Here is a 20,968-nt window from a genome sequence, read left to right as displayed (position 1 = left end):
CCAGATAGCGCTATTGCGAGGCGTTCGCAAGACTTGGCTAGGCGAGGGCGGCGTCGGCACCCATGAGCTTGGGGAAGAACCCTTCGTGCGCGGCCCGGAGGTCGGCGAGCGTGACGCACGCATCGCTGTCGGCCAATTCGAAGATCAGGCGTTGCCCGGCGGTTCGCCCGATCGGCTCGATCGGGATTCCAGCCGCGTCCGCACCGGTCAGGACGCTCAGCAGGTGGCCATCGTCGATGGTGGCGACGTATAACCCCTGGTCTTCCGCGAAAAACTGCTTGGCGGCATTGCCCGGTCCCGATGGCTGGACCAGTGCGCCGATGTTCCCGGCCAGCGCCATTTCCGCGATTGCAACTGCAAGGCCGCCGTCGGCGACGTCGTGGACAGCGGTCAGCGCGCCGGCCTTGACGTGTTCGCGGATGAAATCGCCGGTGCGGCGTTCCCAATCGAGATCGATCGGCGGCGGCGCGCCGTCCTTGCGGCCATGGATTTCGCGCAGCCACAGCGACTGGCCGATGTGGCCGCCGCGAAGCCCGATGACGACCAGCACGTCGCCGGTGCCCTTGAACCCGATGGTCGCGCTTTTTGCCCAGTCGTCGAGAAGGCCGACGCCGCCGATCGCCGGCGTGGGAAGGATGGCGCTGCCACCACCGGTCGCCTTGCTTTCGTTGTAGAGGCTGACGTTGCCGCTGACGATCGGGAAGTCGAGGGCGCGGCAGGCGTCGCCCATGCCGCGCAGGCACTCGACGAACTGGTGCATGATTTCCGGCCGCTGCGGATTGCCGAAGTTGAGGCAGTTGGTGACGGCCAGCGGCCTGGCCCCGACGGCGCTCAGGTTGCGATAGGCTTCGGCGATGGCCTGCTTGCCGCCTTCATAGGGGTCGGCGAAGCAGTAACGCGGGGTGCAGTCGGTGGTCATCGCCAGCGCCTTGGCCGTGCCATGGACGCGCACCACCGCCGCGTCGCCGCCCGGCGGCTGCACCGTGTCCGCGCCGACGCGGCTGTCATATTGCTCCCAGATCCAGCGGCGTGACGCGAGCGCGGGCGAAGCCATCAGCTTCAACAGGTCGGCGGCGACATCCGCGCATTCGGGCACACCCTCTAGCGGCTTTACCTGCGCCCACGCCCTATATTCGTCGGTGCTCATGTACGGCCGTTCGTAGAGCGGCGCTTCGTCGGCGAGCGGGTCGAGCGGGATGTCGCAGACCACCTCGCCGTTCCATTCCAGCACCATGTGGCCGGTGTCGGTGACTTCGCCGATGACCGCGAAGTCGAGCTCCCATTTGCGGAAAATCTTTTCCGCCTCGGCCTCTCGGCCGGGCTTCAAGACCATGAGCATCCGCTCCTGGCTTTCGGACAGCATCATCTCATAGGGCGTCATGCCGTCTTCGCGGCACGGCACCTTGTTCATGTCGAGCCGGATTCCAGCGCCGCCCTTGGACGCCATTTCGACCGACGAGGAGGTGAGGCCGGCCGCGCCCATGTCCTGGATGGCGACGATCGCGTCGGTCGCCATCAGCTCCAGGCAGGCTTCGATCAGCAATTTTTCGGTGAACGGGTCGCCGACCTGCACCGTCGGCCGCTTCTCGTCGCTATTCTCGTCGAAGTCGGCGCTGGCCATGGTCGCGCCGTGGATGCCGTCGCGGCCGGTCTTCGAGCCGACGTAAACGATGGGATTGCCGATGCCGGTCGCCGCCGAATAGAAAATCTTGTCGGTCCTGGCGACGCCGACCGTCATGGCGTTGACCAGGATATTGCCGTCATAGGCTTCGTCGAAATTGACCTCGCCCCCGACGGTCGGGACGCCGACGCAATTGCCGTAGCCGCCGATGCCGTGGACGACGCCGCTGATCAGGTGTCGCATCTTCGGATGTTCGGGCCGGCCGAAGCGCAGCGCGTTCAAGTTCGCGATCGGCCGCGCGCCCATGGTGAAAACGTCGCGAAGGATGCCTCCGACGCCTGTCGCCGCACCCTGGTAGGGTTCGATGTAGGAGGGGTGGTTGTGGCTCTCCATCTTGAAGATGGCCGCGTCGCCGTCGCCGATGTCGATGACGCCGGCATTTTCGCCGGGGCCGCAGATTACCCACGGCGCCTCGGTCGGCAGCTTCTTCAGGTGCACGCGCGAGGATTTGTAGGAACAATGCTCCGACCACATCACCGAGAAGATGCCCAGCTCGACCAGGTTCGGCTCACGGCCGAGGGCTTTGAGCAGGCGGTCGTACTCTTCCGGGTTAAGCCCGTGCTCGGCGACGATTTCAGGGGTGATCATGGCGGGCCGATAGCCCCGTGGCGGGCACAAAAAAACCCCCGGCCGAAGCCGGGGGTCGATGAGTGATTATCATCCGGGCAGGCTAGGATTTGCAGCTTTGCCCCTTGTAAGTGATCGATGCGGCCTTGGCGTCGCCGGCGATGTCGGCCGATCCGGCCGGCAATTCGGTCGCCGGGGCATCAGCCTTGTCCTGCTTGACGCGCGCCGCGCCGTTGCTGAGCCAGTCGATGTAAATGACGCTGCCGTCCTTGCAGCGGTAGCTCTTGCTGGCCGCGATCGAGGGCGGCAGCTCGACGTTAGCGGTGTTCAGGTCCGACAGATTGTCTTCCGGCGGGCCGGCGACGATCGTGTTTCCATTTTGGTTGCAGCCGGCGAGTGCCGCTGCCGCAACGAGCGGGAGCAGTTGGGTGCGAGTCATGGCGCGGCGCTTGGCTGGCGGTGGAGGTGACGTCAAGGGGCGCTGCTTGCATTGTCCCGCACTGGCCCATAGCTTCCAGCGCTGCATGACCCACCGTTATGGCACCACATCGCAGCGTATTCGGATCGGCGTGACCGGCCTGGCGATCGCCTTCCTGTGCGTCGTGCTGGGCAGCGTTGTCAGCCGTTCCGGCCACAACGACGACCCGCTGACCGCCCAGCAAAACGCCGCGCTGAACGAACCCAGTGAGCCGCTTGCCGAACTTGGCGTGGCGCCGGGATCGACCGCCAAGGACGCTGCCAACACGAGCAGCAACGCGCCATGATGTTCCAGCGGGCGCCACGCGCGCTCGCCCTTGCGGTACTCGCGCTGCTGATCGCCGGAATCGTTTTCGTGCTGGCAAGGTCGGGTGGATCGACGTTGCCGCCGCGCGCTGGGAATGCGCGGCCGCAGCTGTTGCTTCTGACGACCTTGCCAATCGTCTTTCCGGAGCAATTGACTTTGGACGCTCCGGCCTCGCCGGTCCTCGCCGCGCTGGAACGGCGCTATCGCGTGGAGCCGATCAGCACCGCGGACGCAGCCGACTTGCGCGGGGCGCGTCTGCTGCTGATGGCGCAGCCGCAGGCGCAGCCGGCGGGCGCGCTGGTCGATCTCGACCGCTGGGTCCGCCAGGGCGGCAGCGTGCTGCTGCTCGCCGATCCGGCCTTGGCCTGGCCAAGCGAGCGGCCGCTTGGCGATATGCTGAGGCCGCCGACCACCTTCGCTGACACGGGACTGCTGCAGCACTGGGGATTGCGGTTGTTAGGGGCCGATCCGTCCAGCCAGCCGCAAGTGAAGATCCGCGGGACGCCGGTGGACGTGCGATCAGCTGGAGCTTTGATTGCCGCCGATCGTCGCTGCCGCATCAGCGATGGCGGCCTGATTGCCCGATGCAGCATCGGCAAGGGGCGGGCGACCGTCATCGCCGATGCGGACCTGTTGCGGGGCAGAGACGCCGGGGATGGAGCCGGACTTCGAAAACTCCTTCTGGAATGGTTAGCCGAACTTGAGCGCCCGGCTAACCTCCAGGTCTCTTCAGCTTGACGGGGTTGCAGACACAACAGCGCCGGCCGCGGGAACTGGAGCCGAAGCCGTTTCCGCACCCGGAATGTCCCACCGATCCATGTTCACGGCCGAGCACGCATAGGTGGCGCGGTTTTCAAGCTTCGCAGGCTTGAGCGCCGCCGCCAGCGTCGGCTGCGCGCGCGCCAAAATTCGGCGGCTGTCCTCCAAGCGAGAGACGTAGCCGAGGCCGGTAACCTTCTTTCCGTCCGGGCCTCGAGCAGCCGCAACCGGCACGAAGTCGCCAATGTAAAGCACTTCGCCCGGATCGAGGTGGAAGACCGGAGCCCCGAAGCAATTGCTTGACACGACTTGGGCGCCGCCAATTTCGGAGCCGTTCAATACATAGTCGCCCGCGGTCAGCTTGAGCATCTGGACCTCAAGGCCCGCGCGCCGATCGCCGCTCACCATTTCTTGCGTATAGGTTGTCCGATCGCCCTTTTTCTTCCAATCGCGCGGTTGATAGACGAGGTCGCCGACCGAGCGGTCGTAACGCGCGAGCGTAAGCCGGACGGACCTGCCAGCGCCAGTAGGATGGGATCGGCGCGTCGCTAACACGATCGTGCCCTCGCCTGGCAAAAGGTCGATTGGAGTTGCCGGATCGACCTTCTTGCCGGCGAAAAGAGCCTCCGGCCCGGATAGCGGCCCGGCGGTGTCGCCAAGCAGCGACGGGTCGATGGAAAAGGTGGTGCGTTCGGTGATTTCTCCGTCAACATGCTGCGCGCCAAGCACGCTATTGAAATAGGCATCAGCTTGAGCGTCGGTCATTCCGATGGCGGCTTGTGAGAGCCCCCTGGAAGCCTTGACCATGCGCCAGCCCCTGATGAGCAGGCATGACTTTCGGTTGGCACTCCGCTGTTGTCCCTCGATGATCGCCGATGCGATCATCCCGCCCAGAAACCCGCCGGCGCCGGCCGCCAGCGGCGAGATGACAGCTGGATTGTACACGTAAGGAACCATGCCCGCTGGCGTGCGAGAACCTCGCGCGATCAGTCGGCACTCCTGCCAATCCGTGTTATACTGTGCTCGCGTTGCACCTGGCTTGTTGTAAAAGCGGCCCTCGCGAAGGTCGAACTTCGCATCCTTGGCAATGTCTTCTGGCGTGTAGCCGGGATCGACAGGGTGCTGCCCGACGGGTTTCGACGTGCCTCCGCCAACCGGAGCGTAAGCGACGGTGGTTTGAGCTGCAACGGGTCGCGCGCACACGCAGGCACCGGCCGCGAGGATCGCGGCAGTACGAATAAACGACATTGGAATGAAACCCCTAGAAACTCGGCCGAGCACCGCGGAGAGTATCGGTGGGGCCGACACTGTCAACGCCTGCCAAGACAGAATAGCGAATCCGATCACCACGAGTCGGGCAAGGGTAATGAACAACAACCTTATCCACAGGGGTGCCATCAAGAACAGGAGTAGAACATCCCGCTGCTGCCCAAATGAAAAGCCGCAGATTCCCGCCACTATGCACAAAATCCCCCAGTGTGGCATCAAATCCCATTGTTTCCCGCCCGCGGTTGAGTTACCAACAGCGGCTGTAGCGCGGGGCAACACCCTTTCCTTGGTCGACTGAAGCGGGTCGGCGGCGACGGCCGCACATCCGTGACCGGGAGAGCCGCGCGCTGCGAACGGGGAGTGGACGTGGCGCTAGAGCATCTGTTTCAGGGCAGCGCACTGAACGCGGTCGACGCTAAGGGCCGCGTGTCCGTTCCCGCATTCCTCCGTTCCGTGATCGAGCGCCGCGGCGACGCGCGCACCATCGTGCTGGCCAAGCACGAATCCTTTCCCGCGCTGAGCGCCTACGACCCCGCTTACGCGGCGCTTAAGCACGCTAAGCTCGAACGGCTGCTGGAAAAGGAAGAAACCAACGCCCAGGCGCAGCTGGAATATCAGCAGCGCAACCTGATGGCCTTCGCCGCTACCGAAGAAGTGCCGTACGACAGTTCCGGCCGCGTCCTGCTGCCGCCTATGATGCGCAGCAAGGGGCGGATCGAAGACCTCGCTTTATTCCTTGGCGCCGGCGAAACCTTCCAGGTCTGGAACCCGCACCTGTTCCTGGCCGCCGCCGACATTCCTGAAGACATGAAGGATATCGCCCGCTTCCGGCTCGAGGAAAGGGGGCTTGGCGCATGAGCGCTTTCCCCGCTCCCTCCCACGTTCCGGTGCTGGTCGATGCCGTCGTCCACGCTCTTGCCATTGCCCAGGGCGAGACCGTGGTCGACGGGACTTTCGGGGCAGGCGGCTACACGCGCGCCATGCTCTCGGCGGGGGCGGGACGAGTGATCGGTTTCGATCGCGATCCGGATGCGATCGCGAACGGGCCGGCACTCGTCCCGGACGCCATTGAAGACGGGCGACTGATCCTGGTCGAGGAACGCTTCAGCCAGATGGACCGCGCGCTCGAGGAGCGGGGCCTCGCCCCGGTCGATGCCATCGCGCTCGATATCGGCATCAGTTCGATGCAGATCGACCAGGCCGAGCGCGGCTTTTCCTTCCAGAACGATGGGCCGCTCGACATGCGTATGGCGCAATCGGGCATGACCGCGGCCGACTTCGTCAACGAAGCCGACGAAGCCGAGATCGCCCGGGTGCTCAAGGATTATGGTGAGGAGCCGCGGGCGCGATCGATCGCGCGCGCTATCGTCGCCGCGCGGCCGATCGAACGCACCGGCCAGCTGGCCACGGTCGTCCGTAAGGCGGCTGGCTTTCGGCCGGGCCAGAAGAGCGACCCGGCGACGCGCACGTTCCAGGCGATTCGGATCCATGTGAACGGCGAGCTGGACGAGCTGGAAGACGGCCTTGCCGCCGCCGAGCGGTCGCTGAGGCCCGGCGGCCGGCTGGCGGTGGTGACCTTCCACAGCCTTGAGGACCGGATCGTGAAGCGTTTCTTCCGCGAGCGCAGCGGCAGCACGCCGGGCGGTTCGCGCCACCTCCCCGAGGTGAAGTCCGATCGTGCTCCGACGTTCGAACGCGTCGCCAAGCCGGTCAGCCCTTCCGAGTCCGAAATGTCACGCAACCCGCGCGCGCGGTCAGCCAGGTTGCGAAGTGCAATGCGTACGGCCGCACCATTTTGGGGAGAGGCGCGATGAGCGTTCGCAGCTTCCGTTCAGTGTTCATGGTTGGCGGCGTCGCCAGCGCGGCGCTGAGTTGCTACCTCGTTTCGCTGCGGGTCGCTTCCGAGCGCGCGGCAGTCGAAGATGTCGAGACGCAAATCGCGATCGCCCAGCGCGACATTCGCCTGCTGCAAACCGAAATCGGGACTCGCGGCCGGCTGGCCCAGCTCGAGCGGTGGAACGTGAAGGTGCTGGCGCTGTCGGCGCCGGCAGCGGAGCAGTTCGTCGCCGACGGCTTCACACTCGCCAAGCTGACCACGCCGGAACACAAGGTCGAGATGGAAGCGCCGGTCGTCTACGCCTCCGCTCCGGCCGAAGCGGCTCCTGGCGCACTGGCGACGCCTGAAGACCGGCCCGCTGTGGAACGCACGCAGCTGATGCACGAAGCGAGCCTGAAGACCGGGCCGTCGCGGCCCCGGCGCGAGCGTGAAAAGACGACGGTCGTCAAGCCGGCCGAGATCATCGCGGCGCTGAAAGCCGCACCGAAGCCGGCGTCGCCGAAGGCTGAAAAGAAGGCCGAGGCGGCGGCAAAGGCGAAGCCCGAAACGAACAAGCCCACAGCGGTCGCCGCGAAAGCGAAGGCTGTTGCGGCCAAGCCCAAGCCCGCGGCGGTGAAGGTCGCCGCGGCCGATCCGCTGGCGCCGCTCGCCAGTGGCAAGTCGCCTTCGCCGAAGAAGAAGCCCGCGAACTCCGCAACCGGCAAGGACAGCGGCAAGGCTCGATGAACGCGCCCACCGCAGCCCTCGTCGCACCGCGTCCCGAGAGGCTTCGGCTCGTCGGTCAACGTCGGCAGATCCTGTCGATGATGCATCAGCGCCTGATGCTTGGGATGCTGCTTTACGGCGGCGTCGTCCTACTGATCGCGTTGCGCATCCTCTACCTCGCCGCGTTTGGCGATCATGCCGGGCGGCAGCAGGGCGTCAGCGCGCTGACGCCCGAGCGCGGGGACATCGTCGATCGCGACGGCCAGCCGCTCGCCCGAACCATCGATGCGTGGACCATCGGCGTCCATCCGGCCAAGATCATCGGTGATAAGCTGGAGCTGGCACGGCGGCTGGCGCTGCTGATGCCGGAGCGCGACGAAGTGCAGTGGCTGCAACTGCTGCGGTCGAAGAAGAGCTTCATCTACCTCAAGCGGCGGGCCGCGCCCGCGCTGGTGGAAGCGGTCAACGCGCTTGGCGAGCCCGGCTTCTCGCTCGATCGCGAGCCCGACCGGCTGTACCCGCAGACCAGCCTTGGCGCGCACGTCATCGGCTATACCGACATCGACGGGCATGGAGTCGCCGGCATCGAGCGCGCGTTCGATGACAAATTGTCGAATGCAGTCACTCGAGCCGAACCGGTCCAGCTGTCGATCTCAAGCAGGATCCAGCAAGCGCTGGAGCACGAATTGCTCGACGCCATGACGACCTATTCCGCGGCCGGCGCGGCGGGCATCATCATGGACGTCAACACCAGCGAAATCCTGGCGATGACCTCGCTGCCGCAGCTCAACCCCAACGCGGCCGGGCAAGGCTCGGACGAGGCGCGGTTTAACCGTGCGACTTCCGGCGTTTACGAGCTGGGTTCGACGTTCAAGCCGTTCACCGTCGCCATGGCGATGGACAGCGGCATCATCGAAAGCATGGGCAAGACCTACAACTGCCCCAAGGGCTGGAGCGCCGGGCGGTTCACCATCACCGACACGCACCCCTTCAACGGTCCGTGCACCGTCGCCGACATCATGCGCGAGAGCTCCAACATCGGCACCGCGCAGATCGCGGCTGAGGTCGGGGCCGCGCGGCAACGGGCATTCCTTCAGAAAATGGGCTTCCTCGCCCCCGTCGCGGTCGAGCTGAAAGAGCGCGGCCGGACGCTCACCCCGGGATCGAACTGGGGCGATGTCGCGACCATGACGGTCGGCTTCGGGCATGGCATTGCGGTGACCCCGCTCCACCTGGCGACCGGCTATGCGACGCTGTTCAACGGCGGCATCTATCGCCCGGCGACGCTGCTGAAGGTCGATCCGCGCCATCCGTTGGCGAAGGGGCATCGGGTCTTTAGCGCCGACACCAGCTATAAGATGCGCGCGCTGCTTCGGCTGGTCGTCACGCAAGGCACCGGCAAGAAAGCCGATGCGCCGGGCTATCGGGTCGGCGGCAAGACCGGCACCGCCGAAAAGCTGGCCGGTGGCCGCTACACGTCGAGCGCCGTGGTCACGACCTTCGCGGGCGTTTTCCCGATGGATGATCCCCGTTATGTGATCGTCGCCATGCTCGACGACCCCAAGGCCACCGCCGCAACCTTCGGTTTCCACACCGCCGGCTGGAACGTTGCGCCGGTCATCAGCCGCACCGTCAGCCGGATCGCGCCGATGCTTGGGGTCACCCCGGACAAGACGCGCGAACCGGACATGAGCGAGGTTCTGCCCTTCGTCCACAAGAAGGACTGATCCGGCCGTGCGGTTGCGTGACCTGGCGGACATCGACAGCGATTCCGAAGTCACGGGCTTTGCCCTCGACCACCGCAAGGTCGTTCGCGGCAACGTGTTCGGCGCTTTCAAGGGCGCGCTGTTCAACGGCGAGGACTTCATCGATGAGGCGGTCCGGCACGGCGCGGTCGCGGTAGTCGCCAGCCCCGGCGCAACAGTTTCCGGAGCCGCGCTGCTCCCCGATCCCGAGCCGCGGCGCCTGTTCGCGCGGATGGCGGCTAAATTCTTCGGGCCCTATCCCGAAACGGTGGTCGCCGTGACCGGCACCAACGGCAAGACGTCGACAGTCGAAATGACGCGCCAGCTATGGCGCATGGCCGGGCATCGGTCGGCGTCGATCGGGACATTGGGCGTAACCACGTCGGACGACCAGGTGAAAACCGGGCTGACGACCCCCGACATCGTCACCTTCCTGTCCAACGTTGCCGGACTGCGGCGCATGGGCATCAGCCATGTGGCTTACGAAGCGTCCTCGCACGGGCTCGACCAGTATCGCGCCGAAGGCGTGCCGCTCAGCGCCGTCGCCTTCACCAACTTCAGTCGCGACCACCTCGACTATCACGGGACGATGGAAGCCTATTTCGAGGCCAAGATGCGGCTGTTCGGAGACGTCGCGCAGCCCGGTACGCCCGCAGTGATCTGGGCCGACGACCCAAAGTCTTCAGAGGTGGCGAGGCGGGCCGCGAAACGCGGGCTCAAGGTGATGACGGTCGGGCGCGGCGGGGACGCGATCCGCCTGCTTGACCAGACGCCGACACCGCTCGGCCAGGCGCTGGCGATCGAACATGGCGGGAAGGCTCACCGGCTCGCGCTGCCGCTAATCGGCGCTTACCAGGCGTCGAACGTGCTGGTCGCGGCGGGGCTCGCGCTGGCCACCGGGGCCGAATGGGATTCCGTCTTCTCCGCCATGGCGCGGCTGGCCCCGGTGCGCGGCCGGCTGGAACGAGCGGTGATCAGCCGCGACGGCGCGCCGGTCTATGTCGATTATGCCCACACCCCAGACGCGATCGAGGCGGCGATTGCGGCGCTGCGTCCGCATGTTGAGGGCAAGCTGATCACCGTGTTCGGGGCCGGCGGCGACCGCGACCAGGGCAAGCGCGCGCCGATGGGCGAAGCGGCCTCGCGGCTGTCGGACGTCGTCGTCGTCACCGACGACAACCCGCGCGGCGAAGATGCCGCCGCCATCCGCAAGGCGATACTGGCCGGAGCGCCGGGCGGGATCGAGGTTGCCGGACGGCGCGAAGCCATCGCGCGGGCCATCGCCATGGCTCAGAATGGCGACATCATCCTGCTTGCCGGCAAGGGGCACGAGACGGGCCAAATCATCGGCGCCGGCAAGGACCAGCGCATACTTCCGTTTGACGACGCGCTCGTCGCGCGCGAGTGCGCGGCATGACCGTGCTTTGGACCAGCGATGAAATCGCCGAAGCGACCGGCGGAACCGCAAGCGCGAGCTTCGAGGTGACCGGGGTCACTTTCGACAGCCGCGAAGTCGAACCCGGCGACCTGTTCGTCGCTATGCCAGGAACGGCATATGACGGCCACCGCTTCGTCGACGGTGCCTTTGACGCGGGCGCGTCGGGCGCGATCGTCTCCCAGCCGGTGGATCGGCCGCACGTGCTGGTCGAGGATACGGCGCGAGCGCTGGAAGATTTAGGCCGCGCGGCGCGGGCGCGCACCTCGGCAACGATCATCGGGGTCACCGGGTCGGTGGGCAAGACCAGCACCAAAGAAGCGTTGTTCGCGGCGCTCGACCGCAACGCTCCTGAGCAGGTCCACCGCTCCGTCAAAAGTTATAACAACCACACCGGCGTCCCGCTCAGCCTCGCGCGGATGCCGCGTGACTCTCGGTTCGCGGTCCTCGAAATGGGGATGAACAACGCTGGCGAGATTCGCGCGCTGACGGCGATGGTCCGGCCGCACCTCGCCGCGATTACGGCGATTGCCCCAGCGCACATCGAAAACCTCGGCTCGATGGAAGGCATCGCCGACGCCAAGGCGGAAATCTTCGAAGGTCTGGAGCCCGACGGCATTGCGATCATCCCCAACGACACGCCGCACCGCGACCGGCTGGTGCGCGCCGCCCGGCGCTTTGCGGCGCAGATCGTCAGTTTCGGCACCGGCGACGCTGACGTCCATGCCGTCCATGCGGGTCGGGCCGAGCAGGGCGGGAGCCTGGTCACCGCGGCGCTGCTAAACAGCGAAATCACGTTCACCATATCGCAGCGGGGCGAACATTGGGTGTCGAACGCGCTGCTGGTACTGGCCTGCATCGAAGCGCTGGGCGCCGATCCGGCGGTCGGCGCGCTCGGCCTTGCCGACCTCGGCGGCCTCAAGGGCCGCGGCGAGCGGCATATCGTCAAGGTCGATGGCGGCGAAGCCCTGGTGATCGACGAAAGCTATAACGCCAACCCGGCGTCGATGGCGGCGACGATCAAGAGCCTTGGCGCCGAGCGGGAAGTGGATCGCCGGATCGCAGTCCTCGGCCCGATGCGCGAGCTCGGCCCGACCAGCGACCAGCTCCATGCCGACCTGGCCCCGATCCTGGTCGAGGCGGGGGTCGGCGAGGTCGTGCTGGTGGGCGAAGAAACCATGCCGCTCGAGCGGGCCTTGAATTCCGCTTCGCACGTAACGCGTGCTTCAAGCGCCGACGATGCCGCCGAGCGCGTCCGGGCGATGCTCCGCCCGCGCGACGCGGTGCTGGTCAAGGCCTCCAACTCGATCGGGCTTTCGCGCGTGGTCGATCGGCTGACGAAAGGGCTCGACTGATGCTGTTTTGGCTGGCCGAGCAGCTCGGCTTCCCCGGGGTCCTCAATCTCATCCGCTACATCAGCTTCCGGGCCGGCGCGGCGACCGCGACCGCGCTCGCCATCGGGCTTTTGCTTGGGCCGTGGTTCATCGCCTACCTGCGTCGCCGGCAGGGCCGGGGCCAGCCGATCCGCGCCGACGGGCCGCAAACCCACCTCGCCAAGCGCGGAACGCCGACGATGGGGGCCTGCTGATCCTGATTTCGGTGTCCGTCTCCACCCTGTTGTGGATGGACCTGAAGAATCCGTACGTCTGGGCGTGCCTGCTGGTCACCGGCGGCTTTGGCCTCATCGGTTTCCTCGACGACTACGACAAGGTGCGAAAGCGGCACCATGCCGGCCTGTCCGGCAAGGTGCGGCTGGCGCTGGAGTTCGTCATTGCCGGGGTCGCGACCTGGATCATGATCAGTGTCGGGCACAGCCAGCTGCACCTGCCGTTCATCAAGGACCCGGTGGCGGACCTCGGCTATTTCTACATTCTGTTCGGTGCGTTCGTGATCGTCGCGTTCGGCAATGCGGTGAACCTCACCGATGGGCTCGACGGGCTGGCGACGATGCCGGTGGTGATCGCCTGCCTCGCCTTCCTGCTGATCGCTTACCTCGTCGGCAATTTCCGCTTCGCCGAATATCTCGGAATCCCGCACCTGCGCGGCGTCGGCGACCTGACGGTGCTGCTGCTGGCCATCGTCGGGGCGTGCCTTGCCTTCCTGTGGTTCAACGCGCCGCCGGCAGCGGTCTTCATGGGCGACACGGGCAGCCTCGCGCTTGGCGGGGCACTCGGTGCCGTAGCCGTCGCGACCCATCACGAGTTCGTACTGGCGATCATCGGTGGCCTGTTCGTGGTCGAAGCGATGTCGGTCGTGATCCAGGTCGCGGTCTACAAGCGCACCGGCAAGCGCGTGTTCCTTATGGCGCCAATCCATCATCATTTCGAGCATAAGGGGTGGTCGGAACCGACGGTGGTGATCCGCTTCTGGATCGTCGCCTTCGTGCTGGCGCTGGCCGGGCTCAGCACCCTCAAGCTGCGGTGATCACGGCGCGCGCCTTCGCGGGCAAGCATTACGCCGTGTACGGGCTTGCGCGGTCGGGGCTCGCGACGGTCGAGGCGCTGCTTGCCAGCGGTGCGAAGGTAACTGCGTGGGACGGCAAGGAGGAGGCGCAGGCGAACGCGCCTGCCGGGGTCGAGATCGCGAACTTGGACGAAGTTGATCTCGGCCAGTTCGACAGCTTGGTCGTCACGCCCGGCCTGCCGCTCAACCGCCATCCCATCGCGCAGCGCGCCCGCGAAGCCGGCGTCGAGATCATCGGCGATATCGAACTGTTCGCCCGCGCCCGGCCCGAGCTGCCGCCGCACAAGGTCGTCGGCATCACCGGCACCAACGGCAAGTCGACAACCACCGCGCTCGTCCACCACATCCTCAAGACCGCCGGCGTGCCGACGACGATGGGCGGCAACATCGGGCTGCCGATCCTCGCCCAAGACCCGCTGCCCGAAGGCGGGGTCTACGTGCTGGAGCTATCGAGCTACCAGATCGACCTGACGCAGAGCCTCGATTGCGACGTTGCCGTATTGCTCAACATCACGCCGGACCATCTCGACCGCTACGAGAGCTTCGGAGCGTACACGGCGTCGAAGGCCCGTTTGTTCGAAATGCAGACCTCCAATCAGGTCGGCCTATTCAACGAGGGTAACGCCGGATCCGATGACGTAATCGACGAACTGAATCATCGGCTGCCGTCGTTGCCTGCGCGACGTGAAACTTTTCACGGCGCGGGAGCGGACACGTACGTCCTCTCACGCGCACTGGCAGGCTGGCACAACGCGGTGAACGCCTCGGCCGCGATTTCCGTTTGCCACGCGCTCGGCGTCGACGAAATCGACGTTCGTGAAGGCCTGAAGAGCTTCACTGGGTTGTCCCATCGGATGGAGCCGGTGCGCGACCACCACGGCGTCCTCTTCGTCAACGACAGCAAGGCGACCAACGCGACCGCGACGGCGCCGGCGCTGGCTGCCTTCCCCAGCATTCGCTGGATCCTTGGCGGGCAGGCGAAGACCGACAATCTCGACGAATGCGCGCCGCATTTCTGCAACGTCCGTTCCGCCTACACGATCGGCGACGCGGCGGAGCTGTTCGAGCGGCTGCTGTCACCGCATATGCCAGTGAAAAATTGTGGAAAACTGGACGAAGCGGTGCGTCTGGCCGCGCAAGATGCGCAAGAGGGCGATACGGTGCTGTTGTCCCCGGCCTGCGCGAGCTTCGACCAGTTCAGGGACTTCGAGGACCGGGGAGACCAGTTCCGGGCATACGTGGGGGCGCTATGACCAGCCTGATTTCGGACAAGCTCAAGGCGACGATCCAGGTCGACGCGAACCGCTACGGCCGGTCCGACCGATCGGCGGTGGGCCGCTGGTTCTGGGAAATCGACCGAGTCCTGCTGCTGCTGGTCGCAGTGCTGATCGGGATCGGGCTGATCGCCGTCGCCGCCGCGTCGCCGGCAGCCGCCGACCGCTACTCGGGCGGGTCGGTGCGCGTTTCGGAGCTCAACTATTTCTATCGGCAGATTGCCTGGATCGCGCTCAGCATGCCGGTGATGATCGGCATTTCGATGCTGACCCGGGAACGGGCGCGGCGGCTCTCGCTGTTCGGCGCGGCCTTCTTCCTGGTGCTGCTGATCTTCGTGCCGGTGCTTGGCCCCGAAGTGAACGGCGCTCGGCGATGGATCAGTTTCGGAGTCGGCCAGGTGCAGCCGTCCGAGTTCCTCAAGCCGTTCTTCGTCGTCGCCATGGCCTGGTTGCTGAGCCTTCGCGAGACCGACAAGTCGCTGCCCGTCTTCGCCATATCCGCCCTCGTCACCGGCGCCATCGCCTTCCTGCTGATGAAGCAGCCGGACTTCGGATCGACCATCATCTTCGCCTGCGTCTGGCTGGCGATGCTGGCGCTGGCCGGCGTGTCGTTCCGGATCCTCGGCGGGCTTGCCGTCGCCGGCGTCGTCGGCGTCATCCTCGCTTACTTCCTGTACCCGGTGGCGACGACCCGCATCGACGGCTTCCTGTTCGGCGAAGGCGACAATTTCCAGGTGCAGAATGCGATGCGGACGCTGACCGCCGGCGGGCTCTTCGGGATGGGGCCGGGCGCCGGCACCCGCAAGTTTCACCTGCCGGAGCCGCACACCGACTATATCTTTTCGGTCATCGGGGAAGAGTTCGGGCTGATCGCCTGCCTGGCCATCGCCTTCCTTTATCTGACCATCGTCGCGCGGGTGCTGGTCAAGCTGCTGGAAGAGGAATCGTCGTTCGCGATCCTCGCGGCGGCGGGGCTCGCGGTTGAATTCGGCCTGCAGGCGCTGATCAATATGGCCGTGAACGTGCAGATCGCCCCGTCGAAGGGCATGACCCTGCCGTTCATCAGCTACGGCGGAAGTTCGATGCTGGCGCTGTCGATCGGCATGGGATTGCTGCTCGCCTTCACCCGCCGCAATCCGTATCTGACGCGCTCGCCCTACGTCGTGAAATGGAGCGGGGAGTCGCTGACGCAATGAATTTCGTCCTGGCTGCGGGAGGGACCGGGGGGCACATGGTGCCGGCCCATGCGCTCGCGGCTGAGCTGGGCGCGCGCGGTCATGGGGTGATGCTGATCACCGACGCTCGCGGCGCTAAGATTCCCGGCCTGTTCGACAAGGTGCCGGTGCACATCCTTCCCGCTGGCCGGCTGGGCGGCGGTGCGCTCGGATATCTCCGCGCGGGCCTATCGGTGCTCGCCGGACGGCGCCAAGCGAAGGCGCTGTACAGGCAGCACCAGCCCGACGCCGTGATCGGTTTTGGCGGCTATCCGGCCTTCCCGGCGCTGCTGGCGGCGAGCGCGCGCAAGATCCCGACCTTGCTGCATGAACAGAATGCGGTGCTCGGGCGCGTCAACCGCCTGCTTGCGGGTGAAGCCACCGCCCTTGCAACCGCATACGACAAGGTTGATCGGCTGAAACCGCGCTACGCCGATAAGGCGTTCCTGGTCGGCAATCCGGTGCGGGCGGAAATCGCCAAGCTGGGCGAGATGCCGTTCCCGCCGTTCGATTCGACGAGCCCGCTGAAGCTGCTGGTCACCGGTGGAAGCCAGGGCGCGAGCATCCTTGGCGAAGTGGTGCCGAGCGGGCTGGCCTTGCTCCAGGCTTCGCTGCGGCATCGCTTGCAGGTCGTGCAGCAATGCCGGCCCGACGATATCGACGCCATCCGCGCACGGTATAGCGACCTTGGCATTCCGGCCGAGCTGATGACGTTTATCGGCGACATGGAAGCCAAGCTGCGCGACGCGCACTTGATGATCGGCCGGGCCGGCGCTTCGACCATCGCCGAGCTGACGGCGGCCGGGCGCCCGGCGATCCTTATCCCCTTCGGCGCGGCGACCGACGATCACCAGACGGCCAATGCGCGCGAAATGGCCAAGGCCGGCGGCGCCCGGGTCATCAAGCAGGGCGAATTCACGCCCGAAGCCCTGGCACTGCAAATCGAAGCGCTGGCCGACGACCCGCAGGCGTTGGCGAACGCCGCCGCTCGCTCGCTGTCGGTCGGGCGCCCGCATGCGGCAAGCGACCTTGCCGACCTCGCTGAGCGGGTCGCCGGCGGATTGTCCCCGCTGGAAGTCGGTCCGGCAACGATGCGCGCGCCGGCCTCTTCCTCCGTCCAGGCGATGCCCGCATGAAGGCGATGGGCACCGATTTCGGGACGATCCACTTCGTCGGTATCGGCGGCATCGGCATGTCCGGAATTGCCGAGGTGATGCACCAGCTCGGTTATCGCGTCCAAGGCTCGGACATGGCCGAAGGCTATGTCGTCGAAGGGCTGCGCAAGGCGGGCATCCCGGTAAACATTGGCCATGCCGCGGACAATCTGGGCGACGCGGCGGTGGTCGTTTGTTCGACCGCGGTGTCGCGGGGCAATCCGGAAGTGGAAGCCGCCATCGAGCGGCGATTGCCGATCGTCCGGCGCGCCGAGATGCTTGCCGAGCTGATGCGGATGCAAAAGACCATCGCGGTCGCCGGCACGCACGGCAAGACGACGACGACATCGATGATCGCGGCAATGCTCGACGCCGGCGGCATCGACCCGACCGTAATCAACGGCGGGATCATCAACCGCTACGGGTCCAACGCGCGGCTCGGCAAGAGCGACTGGATGGTGGTCGAGGCCGACGAGAGCGACGGCAGCTTCCTCCGGCTCGACGGTACGATTGCGGTCGTCACCAACATCGACCCCGAGCACCTGGAGCATTACGGCGGATTCGACGAGGTCAAGAAGGCCTACTGCGAGTTCATTGAGAACGTGCCCTTCTACGGGTTGGCCGTGCTGTGCATCGACCATCCGGAGGTGCAGAGCATCATCGGCCGAATTCGTGACCGGCGGATCGTCACTTACGGCTTTTCCGCGCTTGCCGACGTACGGGCGGAAAATGTCGCGCCCGACGGCGCTGGCAGCATGTTCGACGCAGTCGTGCTGGAGCGCGACGGATCGCGGCGGACCATTGCGGGCATTCACGTGCCGATGCCTGGACGGCACAACGTGCAAAATGCGCTGGCAGCGATCGCCGCCGCAATCGAGCTTGGCATCGCGGACGACAAGATCGTTACCGGCTTCGAGCGCTTCGAGGGCGTCAAGCGCCGCTTCACCAAGGTCGGCGAAGTCGACGGCACGACCATCATCGACGATTATGCGCACCACCCGGTCGAAATCCGCGCGGTGTTGTCGGCGGCGCGCGAAGCAGCTTCGGCGAGCGGCGGCCGAGTGATCGCGGTCATGCAGCCGCACCGCTTCACTCGCCTGGAATCGCTGATGGACGAATTCCAGAGCGCCTTCAACGACGCCGACGTGGTCTTCGTCACGCCGGTTTATGCGGCCGGCGAAGAGCCGATCGAAGGTGTCGATTCCAATGCGCTGGTCGATGGCTTGCGCGCCCACGGCCACCGCATGGTGAAGTCCGTCGGCAGCCTGGCCGAACTATGCACCGCGCTTCGCGATCTGGCGGCGGCGGGCGACATCGTCATCTGCCTTGGCGCCGGCGACATCACCAAATGGGCCGGGGCGCTGGCCGACGGCCTGTGCCAGGCGCGGGCGAAGAAATGAGCGGCAGCAACGTCATGCCGAAGGTTCGCGGGCGGCTGACGCCTGACGCCCCACTGGCGCCGTTGGTGTGGTTCAAAAGCGGTGGTTCGGCCGAGCGGCTGTTCGAGCCCGCCGACGTCGACGACCTGGTGGCGTTCCTCAAGCAGCTCGAGCCGGACGTGCCGGTGATGGCGCTCGGGCTCGGGTCGAACCTGATCGTTCGCGACGGCGGAGTCCCGGGCGTGGTCGTGCGGCTCGGCAAGCCACTCGCCAAGGTCGAGCAACTCGACCCGACGACGCTTCGCTGCGGCGGCGGGGCCAGCGGCATCCTGGTCAGCTCGACCGCGCGTGACGCCGGGATCGGCGGGCTGGAGTTCCTGCGCTCGATTCCCGGCACCGTCGGCGGCTTCGTACGCATGAATGGCGGCGCCTACGGGCGCGAGACCTGCGAAATCCTGGTCGAATGCGATGTCGTGCTCCGTTCGGGCGAGCGCCGGACGATGAACGTGGACGCGCTTGGCTACAGCTATCGTCACAGCGAATTGCCGGAGCAGGCGGTGGTCGTGTCCGCCACGTTTCGCGGCGAGTCGAAGGAGTCGGAAGCAATCCAGGCGGAAATGGATCGCATCGCCGCAAGCCGCGAGGAATCGCAGCCGCTGCGCAGCCGCACCGGCGGATCGACGTTCAAAAACCCGCTGCCGCACAAGGCCTGGCAGGTGATCGATGCAGCCGGCTGCCGGGGCCTGACGATCGGCGATGCCCAAGTCTCGGAAAAACATTGCAACTTCCTGCTCAACCTCGGTAGCGCGACGAGCGCCGATATCGAAGCGCTCGGCGAGGAAGTCCGGCGCCGCGTGAAGGCGGATTGCGGGATTGAGCTTCAGTGGGAAATTCAGCGGGTCGGCACGCCATGAACAAGGACATGCATGTCGTCGTGCTGATGGGCGGCTGGTCGGCCGAACGCGAAGTCTCGCGGATGAGCGGCAAGGGCATTGTCGAGGCGCTGCAGGGCGCCGGCTGGAGCCGCGTCACGCCGCTCGACATGGATCGCGACGTTGCCCACCGGCTCGCGGAACTGAAGCCCGACGTCGTGTTCAACGCGCTTCACGGCACTCCGGGCGAAGATGGCACGGTCCAGGGCATGCTCAACCTGATGGGGATCAAATATACCCACAGCGGGCTGGAGACTTCGGTCATCGCCATCGACAAGGAACTGACCAAGATGGTTCTGGTGCCGCATGGCATCCGGATGCCGGCGGGCAAGGTCGTCGACAGCGAGAGCCTGTTCAGCGAGGACCCGATCGCTCGGCCGTTCGTGCTCAAGCCGGTCAACGAGGGATCGTCGGTCGGCGTGGCTATCGTCACCGCCGAGGGCAATTACGGCAACCCGATCGGCCGCGATGTCGAAGGCCCCTGGAATCATTTCGAAACATTGCTCGCCGAGCCCTTCATCAAGGGTCGCGAGCTGACTGTGGCGGTCCTCGGCGATGAAGCGCTCGCGGTGACCGAACTCAAGCCGACCGCCGGCTTCTATGATTATGAGGCCAAATATACCGACGGCCTGACGACCCATGTCTGTCCTGCCGAAGTTCCGGCTGACATCGCCCAGGCGATGATGAAGATGGCGCTCGACGCCCACCGGATCCTCGGCTGCAAGGGCGCGTCGCGCTCCGACTTCCGCTGGGACGATGAGCAGTGGGAAGCGGGGCTTTATCTGCTGGAGGTCAACACCCAGCCCGGAATGACGCCACTCAGCCTGGTGCCGGAACAGGCCAAGTATCGCGGGATCAGCTATGCCCAACTGGTCGAGCGGATCATCGAGGAGGCATTGTGACCGCGGCGCGGGTGCGGCGAGGCGGCGCGGCGCGGCCGAAGAAAGCGGCGCCGCGCGTGGTGCCGAAGAAACTGGCCAAGAAACTGCCGATGGCCGAAGCGAAGGTGAATCGCTGGGCCGGCATCGTCTTCGGACTGTTCGTGGCGCTGATCGTAGCAGTCGTGCTGGTCGCGCTTGAGGTTCCGTCGAAGGCGATGACCGCGGCCGGCGAAGCGGTTGGAAACGCCGGCTTCCGCGTTAGCAGCGTCGATATCCGCGGCACCCAGCATATGGACAGCGCGCCCGTCTACGCCGTCGCGCTCGACCAGAAGACTCGCGCCCTGCCGCTGGTCGACGTGTCGGCAATCCGCGAACAATTGCTGCGCTACGGCTGGGTCAAGGATGCGCGCGTGTCGCGGCGCTTCCCCGACACGTTGGTCGTCGACATCGTCGAGCGCACGCCCGCTGCCTTGTGGCAGGATCGCAACCGGCTGGCGCTGATCGATGCCGACGGGGTCGTGCTGGAACGCGTGCCGGTCGACCAGATGCCCGACCTGCCGCTGTTGATCGGGCCGGGCGCGAACCTGCGCGAGCGCGACCTTTCCCGGTTGATGGCCAGTGTGCCAACGCTCAAGCCGCAGCTGGTTTCGGCCAATTGGGTCGGCGGCCGGCGCTGGGACCTGCAGTTCCAGTCGGGGGAAACGGTGCTTCTGCCCGAAGGGAAGGCGGGGGCCGCCGCGCTCACCAAGTTCGCCGAGATGGACAAGAGCACCGGTCTGCTCGGGCGGGGGATGCTCCGCTTCGACCTGCGGCTCGGCGACAAGATGATCGTGCGCTTGCCAAAACCGGTGCCGGCGTCGGACGCCAAACCGGTCAACGAGGGCTGACG

The 20,968-nt window shown here is 66.1% G+C and carries 18 protein-coding genes and 1 pseudogene; 16 read left to right on the top strand and 3 right to left on the bottom strand.

Annotated features, from left to right (window positions below; genetic code table 11):
• Positions 1–37: 37 nt before the first annotated feature.
• Both purL and G7078_RS10060 read right to left on the bottom strand, forming a co-directional pair.
• On the bottom strand, positions 38–2,269 hold the full coding sequence (purL, locus tag G7078_RS10065) for a phosphoribosylformylglycinamidine synthase subunit PurL (RefSeq protein ID WP_166095649.1): 2,232 nt from the start codon (positions 2,267–2,269) through the stop codon (positions 38–40).
• An 82-nt stretch (positions 2,270–2,351) separates the two neighbouring features.
• The gene (locus G7078_RS10060) at positions 2,352–2,687 is read right to left on the bottom strand and encodes a hypothetical protein (protein ID WP_166095647.1); all 336 of its coding nucleotides are present in this window, start codon (positions 2,685–2,687) and stop codon (positions 2,352–2,354) included.
• 85 nt (positions 2,688–2,772) lie between these two features.
• Here G7078_RS10060 and G7078_RS10055 point away from each other — a divergent pair, with 85 nt between their 5' ends.
• Both G7078_RS10055 and G7078_RS10050 read left to right on the top strand, forming a co-directional pair.
• Positions 2,773–3,012 (top strand): hypothetical protein, encoded by a 240-nt coding sequence (locus tag G7078_RS10055; protein ID WP_166095645.1) that lies wholly within the window; start codon positions 2,773–2,775, stop codon positions 3,010–3,012.
• The gene (locus G7078_RS10050) at positions 3,009–3,770 is read left to right on the top strand and encodes a DUF4350 domain-containing protein (RefSeq protein WP_166095643.1); all 762 of its coding nucleotides are present in this window, start codon (positions 3,009–3,011) and stop codon (positions 3,768–3,770) included. Before G7078_RS10055 ends, G7078_RS10050 begins: the two co-directional genes overlap by 4 nt.
• Here G7078_RS10050 and G7078_RS10045 read toward each other — a convergent pair.
• A complete protein-coding gene (locus tag G7078_RS10045) occupies positions 3,762–5,165 on the bottom strand; it encodes a hypothetical protein (protein ID WP_246166361.1) in 1,404 nt (467 codons plus the stop codon). The genes G7078_RS10050 and G7078_RS10045 overlap by 9 nt on opposite strands.
• 261 nt (positions 5,166–5,426) lie before the next feature.
• Here G7078_RS10045 and G7078_RS10040 point away from each other — a divergent pair, with 261 nt between their 5' ends.
• From G7078_RS10040 to G7078_RS09975, 14 genes and pseudogenes are all read left to right on the top strand, one after another.
• Positions 5,427–5,918, top strand: a complete 492-nt coding sequence (locus G7078_RS10040) for a division/cell wall cluster transcriptional repressor MraZ (RefSeq protein WP_166095641.1) — start codon at positions 5,427–5,429, stop codon at positions 5,916–5,918.
• The gene (gene rsmH / locus G7078_RS10035; RefSeq protein ID WP_166095639.1) at positions 5,915–6,874 is read left to right on the top strand and encodes a 16S rRNA (cytosine(1402)-N(4))-methyltransferase RsmH; all 960 of its coding nucleotides are present in this window, start codon (positions 5,915–5,917) and stop codon (positions 6,872–6,874) included. The genes G7078_RS10040 and rsmH overlap by 4 nt, the downstream gene beginning before the upstream one ends.
• A complete protein-coding gene (locus G7078_RS10030; RefSeq protein ID WP_166095637.1) occupies positions 6,871–7,623 on the top strand; it encodes a hypothetical protein in 753 nt (250 codons plus the stop codon). The genes rsmH and G7078_RS10030 overlap by 4 nt, the downstream gene beginning before the upstream one ends.
• On the top strand, positions 7,620–9,329 hold the full coding sequence (locus tag G7078_RS10025) for a peptidoglycan D,D-transpeptidase FtsI family protein (protein ID WP_166095635.1): 1,710 nt from the start codon (positions 7,620–7,622) through the stop codon (positions 9,327–9,329). Before G7078_RS10030 ends, G7078_RS10025 begins: the two co-directional genes overlap by 4 nt.
• A 7-nt stretch (positions 9,330–9,336) precedes the next feature.
• The gene (locus G7078_RS10020; protein ID WP_166095633.1) at positions 9,337–10,764 is read left to right on the top strand and encodes a UDP-N-acetylmuramoyl-L-alanyl-D-glutamate--2,6-diaminopimelate ligase; all 1,428 of its coding nucleotides are present in this window, start codon (positions 9,337–9,339) and stop codon (positions 10,762–10,764) included.
• Positions 10,761–12,137: a UDP-N-acetylmuramoyl-tripeptide--D-alanyl-D-alanine ligase gene (locus G7078_RS10015; protein WP_166095630.1), complete on the top strand. Its 1,377-nt coding sequence runs from the start codon at positions 10,761–10,763 to the stop codon at positions 12,135–12,137. Before G7078_RS10020 ends, G7078_RS10015 begins: the two co-directional genes overlap by 4 nt.
• A pseudogene (gene mraY / locus G7078_RS10010) lies at positions 12,137–13,206 on the top strand (phospho-N-acetylmuramoyl-pentapeptide-transferase). Before G7078_RS10015 ends, mraY begins: the two are co-directional and overlap by 1 nt.
• Positions 13,203–14,498: a UDP-N-acetylmuramoyl-L-alanine--D-glutamate ligase gene (gene murD / locus G7078_RS10005; RefSeq protein ID WP_166095628.1), complete on the top strand. Its 1,296-nt coding sequence runs from the start codon at positions 13,203–13,205 to the stop codon at positions 14,496–14,498. Before mraY ends, murD begins: the two are co-directional and overlap by 4 nt.
• Positions 14,495–15,715: an FtsW/RodA/SpoVE family cell cycle protein gene (locus G7078_RS10000; RefSeq protein WP_166095625.1), complete on the top strand. Its 1,221-nt coding sequence runs from the start codon at positions 14,495–14,497 to the stop codon at positions 15,713–15,715. Before murD ends, G7078_RS10000 begins: the two co-directional genes overlap by 4 nt.
• Positions 15,712–16,869 (top strand): undecaprenyldiphospho-muramoylpentapeptide beta-N-acetylglucosaminyltransferase, encoded by a 1,158-nt coding sequence (gene murG / locus G7078_RS09995; protein ID WP_246166360.1) that lies wholly within the window; start codon positions 15,712–15,714, stop codon positions 16,867–16,869. The genes G7078_RS10000 and murG overlap by 4 nt, the downstream gene beginning before the upstream one ends.
• Positions 16,866–18,287, top strand: coding sequence for a UDP-N-acetylmuramate--L-alanine ligase (gene murC, locus G7078_RS09990; RefSeq protein ID WP_166095621.1), 1,422 nt, complete (start codon positions 16,866–16,868; stop codon positions 18,285–18,287). Before murG ends, murC begins: the two co-directional genes overlap by 4 nt.
• A complete protein-coding gene (murB, locus tag G7078_RS09985; RefSeq protein WP_166095619.1) occupies positions 18,284–19,180 on the top strand; it encodes a UDP-N-acetylmuramate dehydrogenase in 897 nt (298 codons plus the stop codon). The genes murC and murB overlap by 4 nt, the downstream gene beginning before the upstream one ends.
• Positions 19,177–20,100, top strand: a complete 924-nt coding sequence (locus tag G7078_RS09980) for a D-alanine--D-alanine ligase (RefSeq protein ID WP_166095617.1) — start codon at positions 19,177–19,179, stop codon at positions 20,098–20,100. The genes murB and G7078_RS09980 overlap by 4 nt, the downstream gene beginning before the upstream one ends.
• A complete protein-coding gene (locus tag G7078_RS09975) occupies positions 20,097–20,966 on the top strand; it encodes a cell division protein FtsQ/DivIB (RefSeq protein WP_166095614.1) in 870 nt (289 codons plus the stop codon). The genes G7078_RS09980 and G7078_RS09975 overlap by 4 nt, the downstream gene beginning before the upstream one ends.
• Positions 20,967–20,968: the final 2 nt, after the last annotated feature.

Origin of the sequence: Sphingomonas sinipercae, from assembly GCF_011302055.1 — a bacterium.
GTDB lineage: Bacteria > Pseudomonadota > Alphaproteobacteria > Sphingomonadales > Sphingomonadaceae > Sphingomicrobium > Sphingomicrobium sinipercae.
Note: the sequence above shows the minus strand (reverse complement) of the source record. Positions and strands in the feature narration are given on the sequence as shown.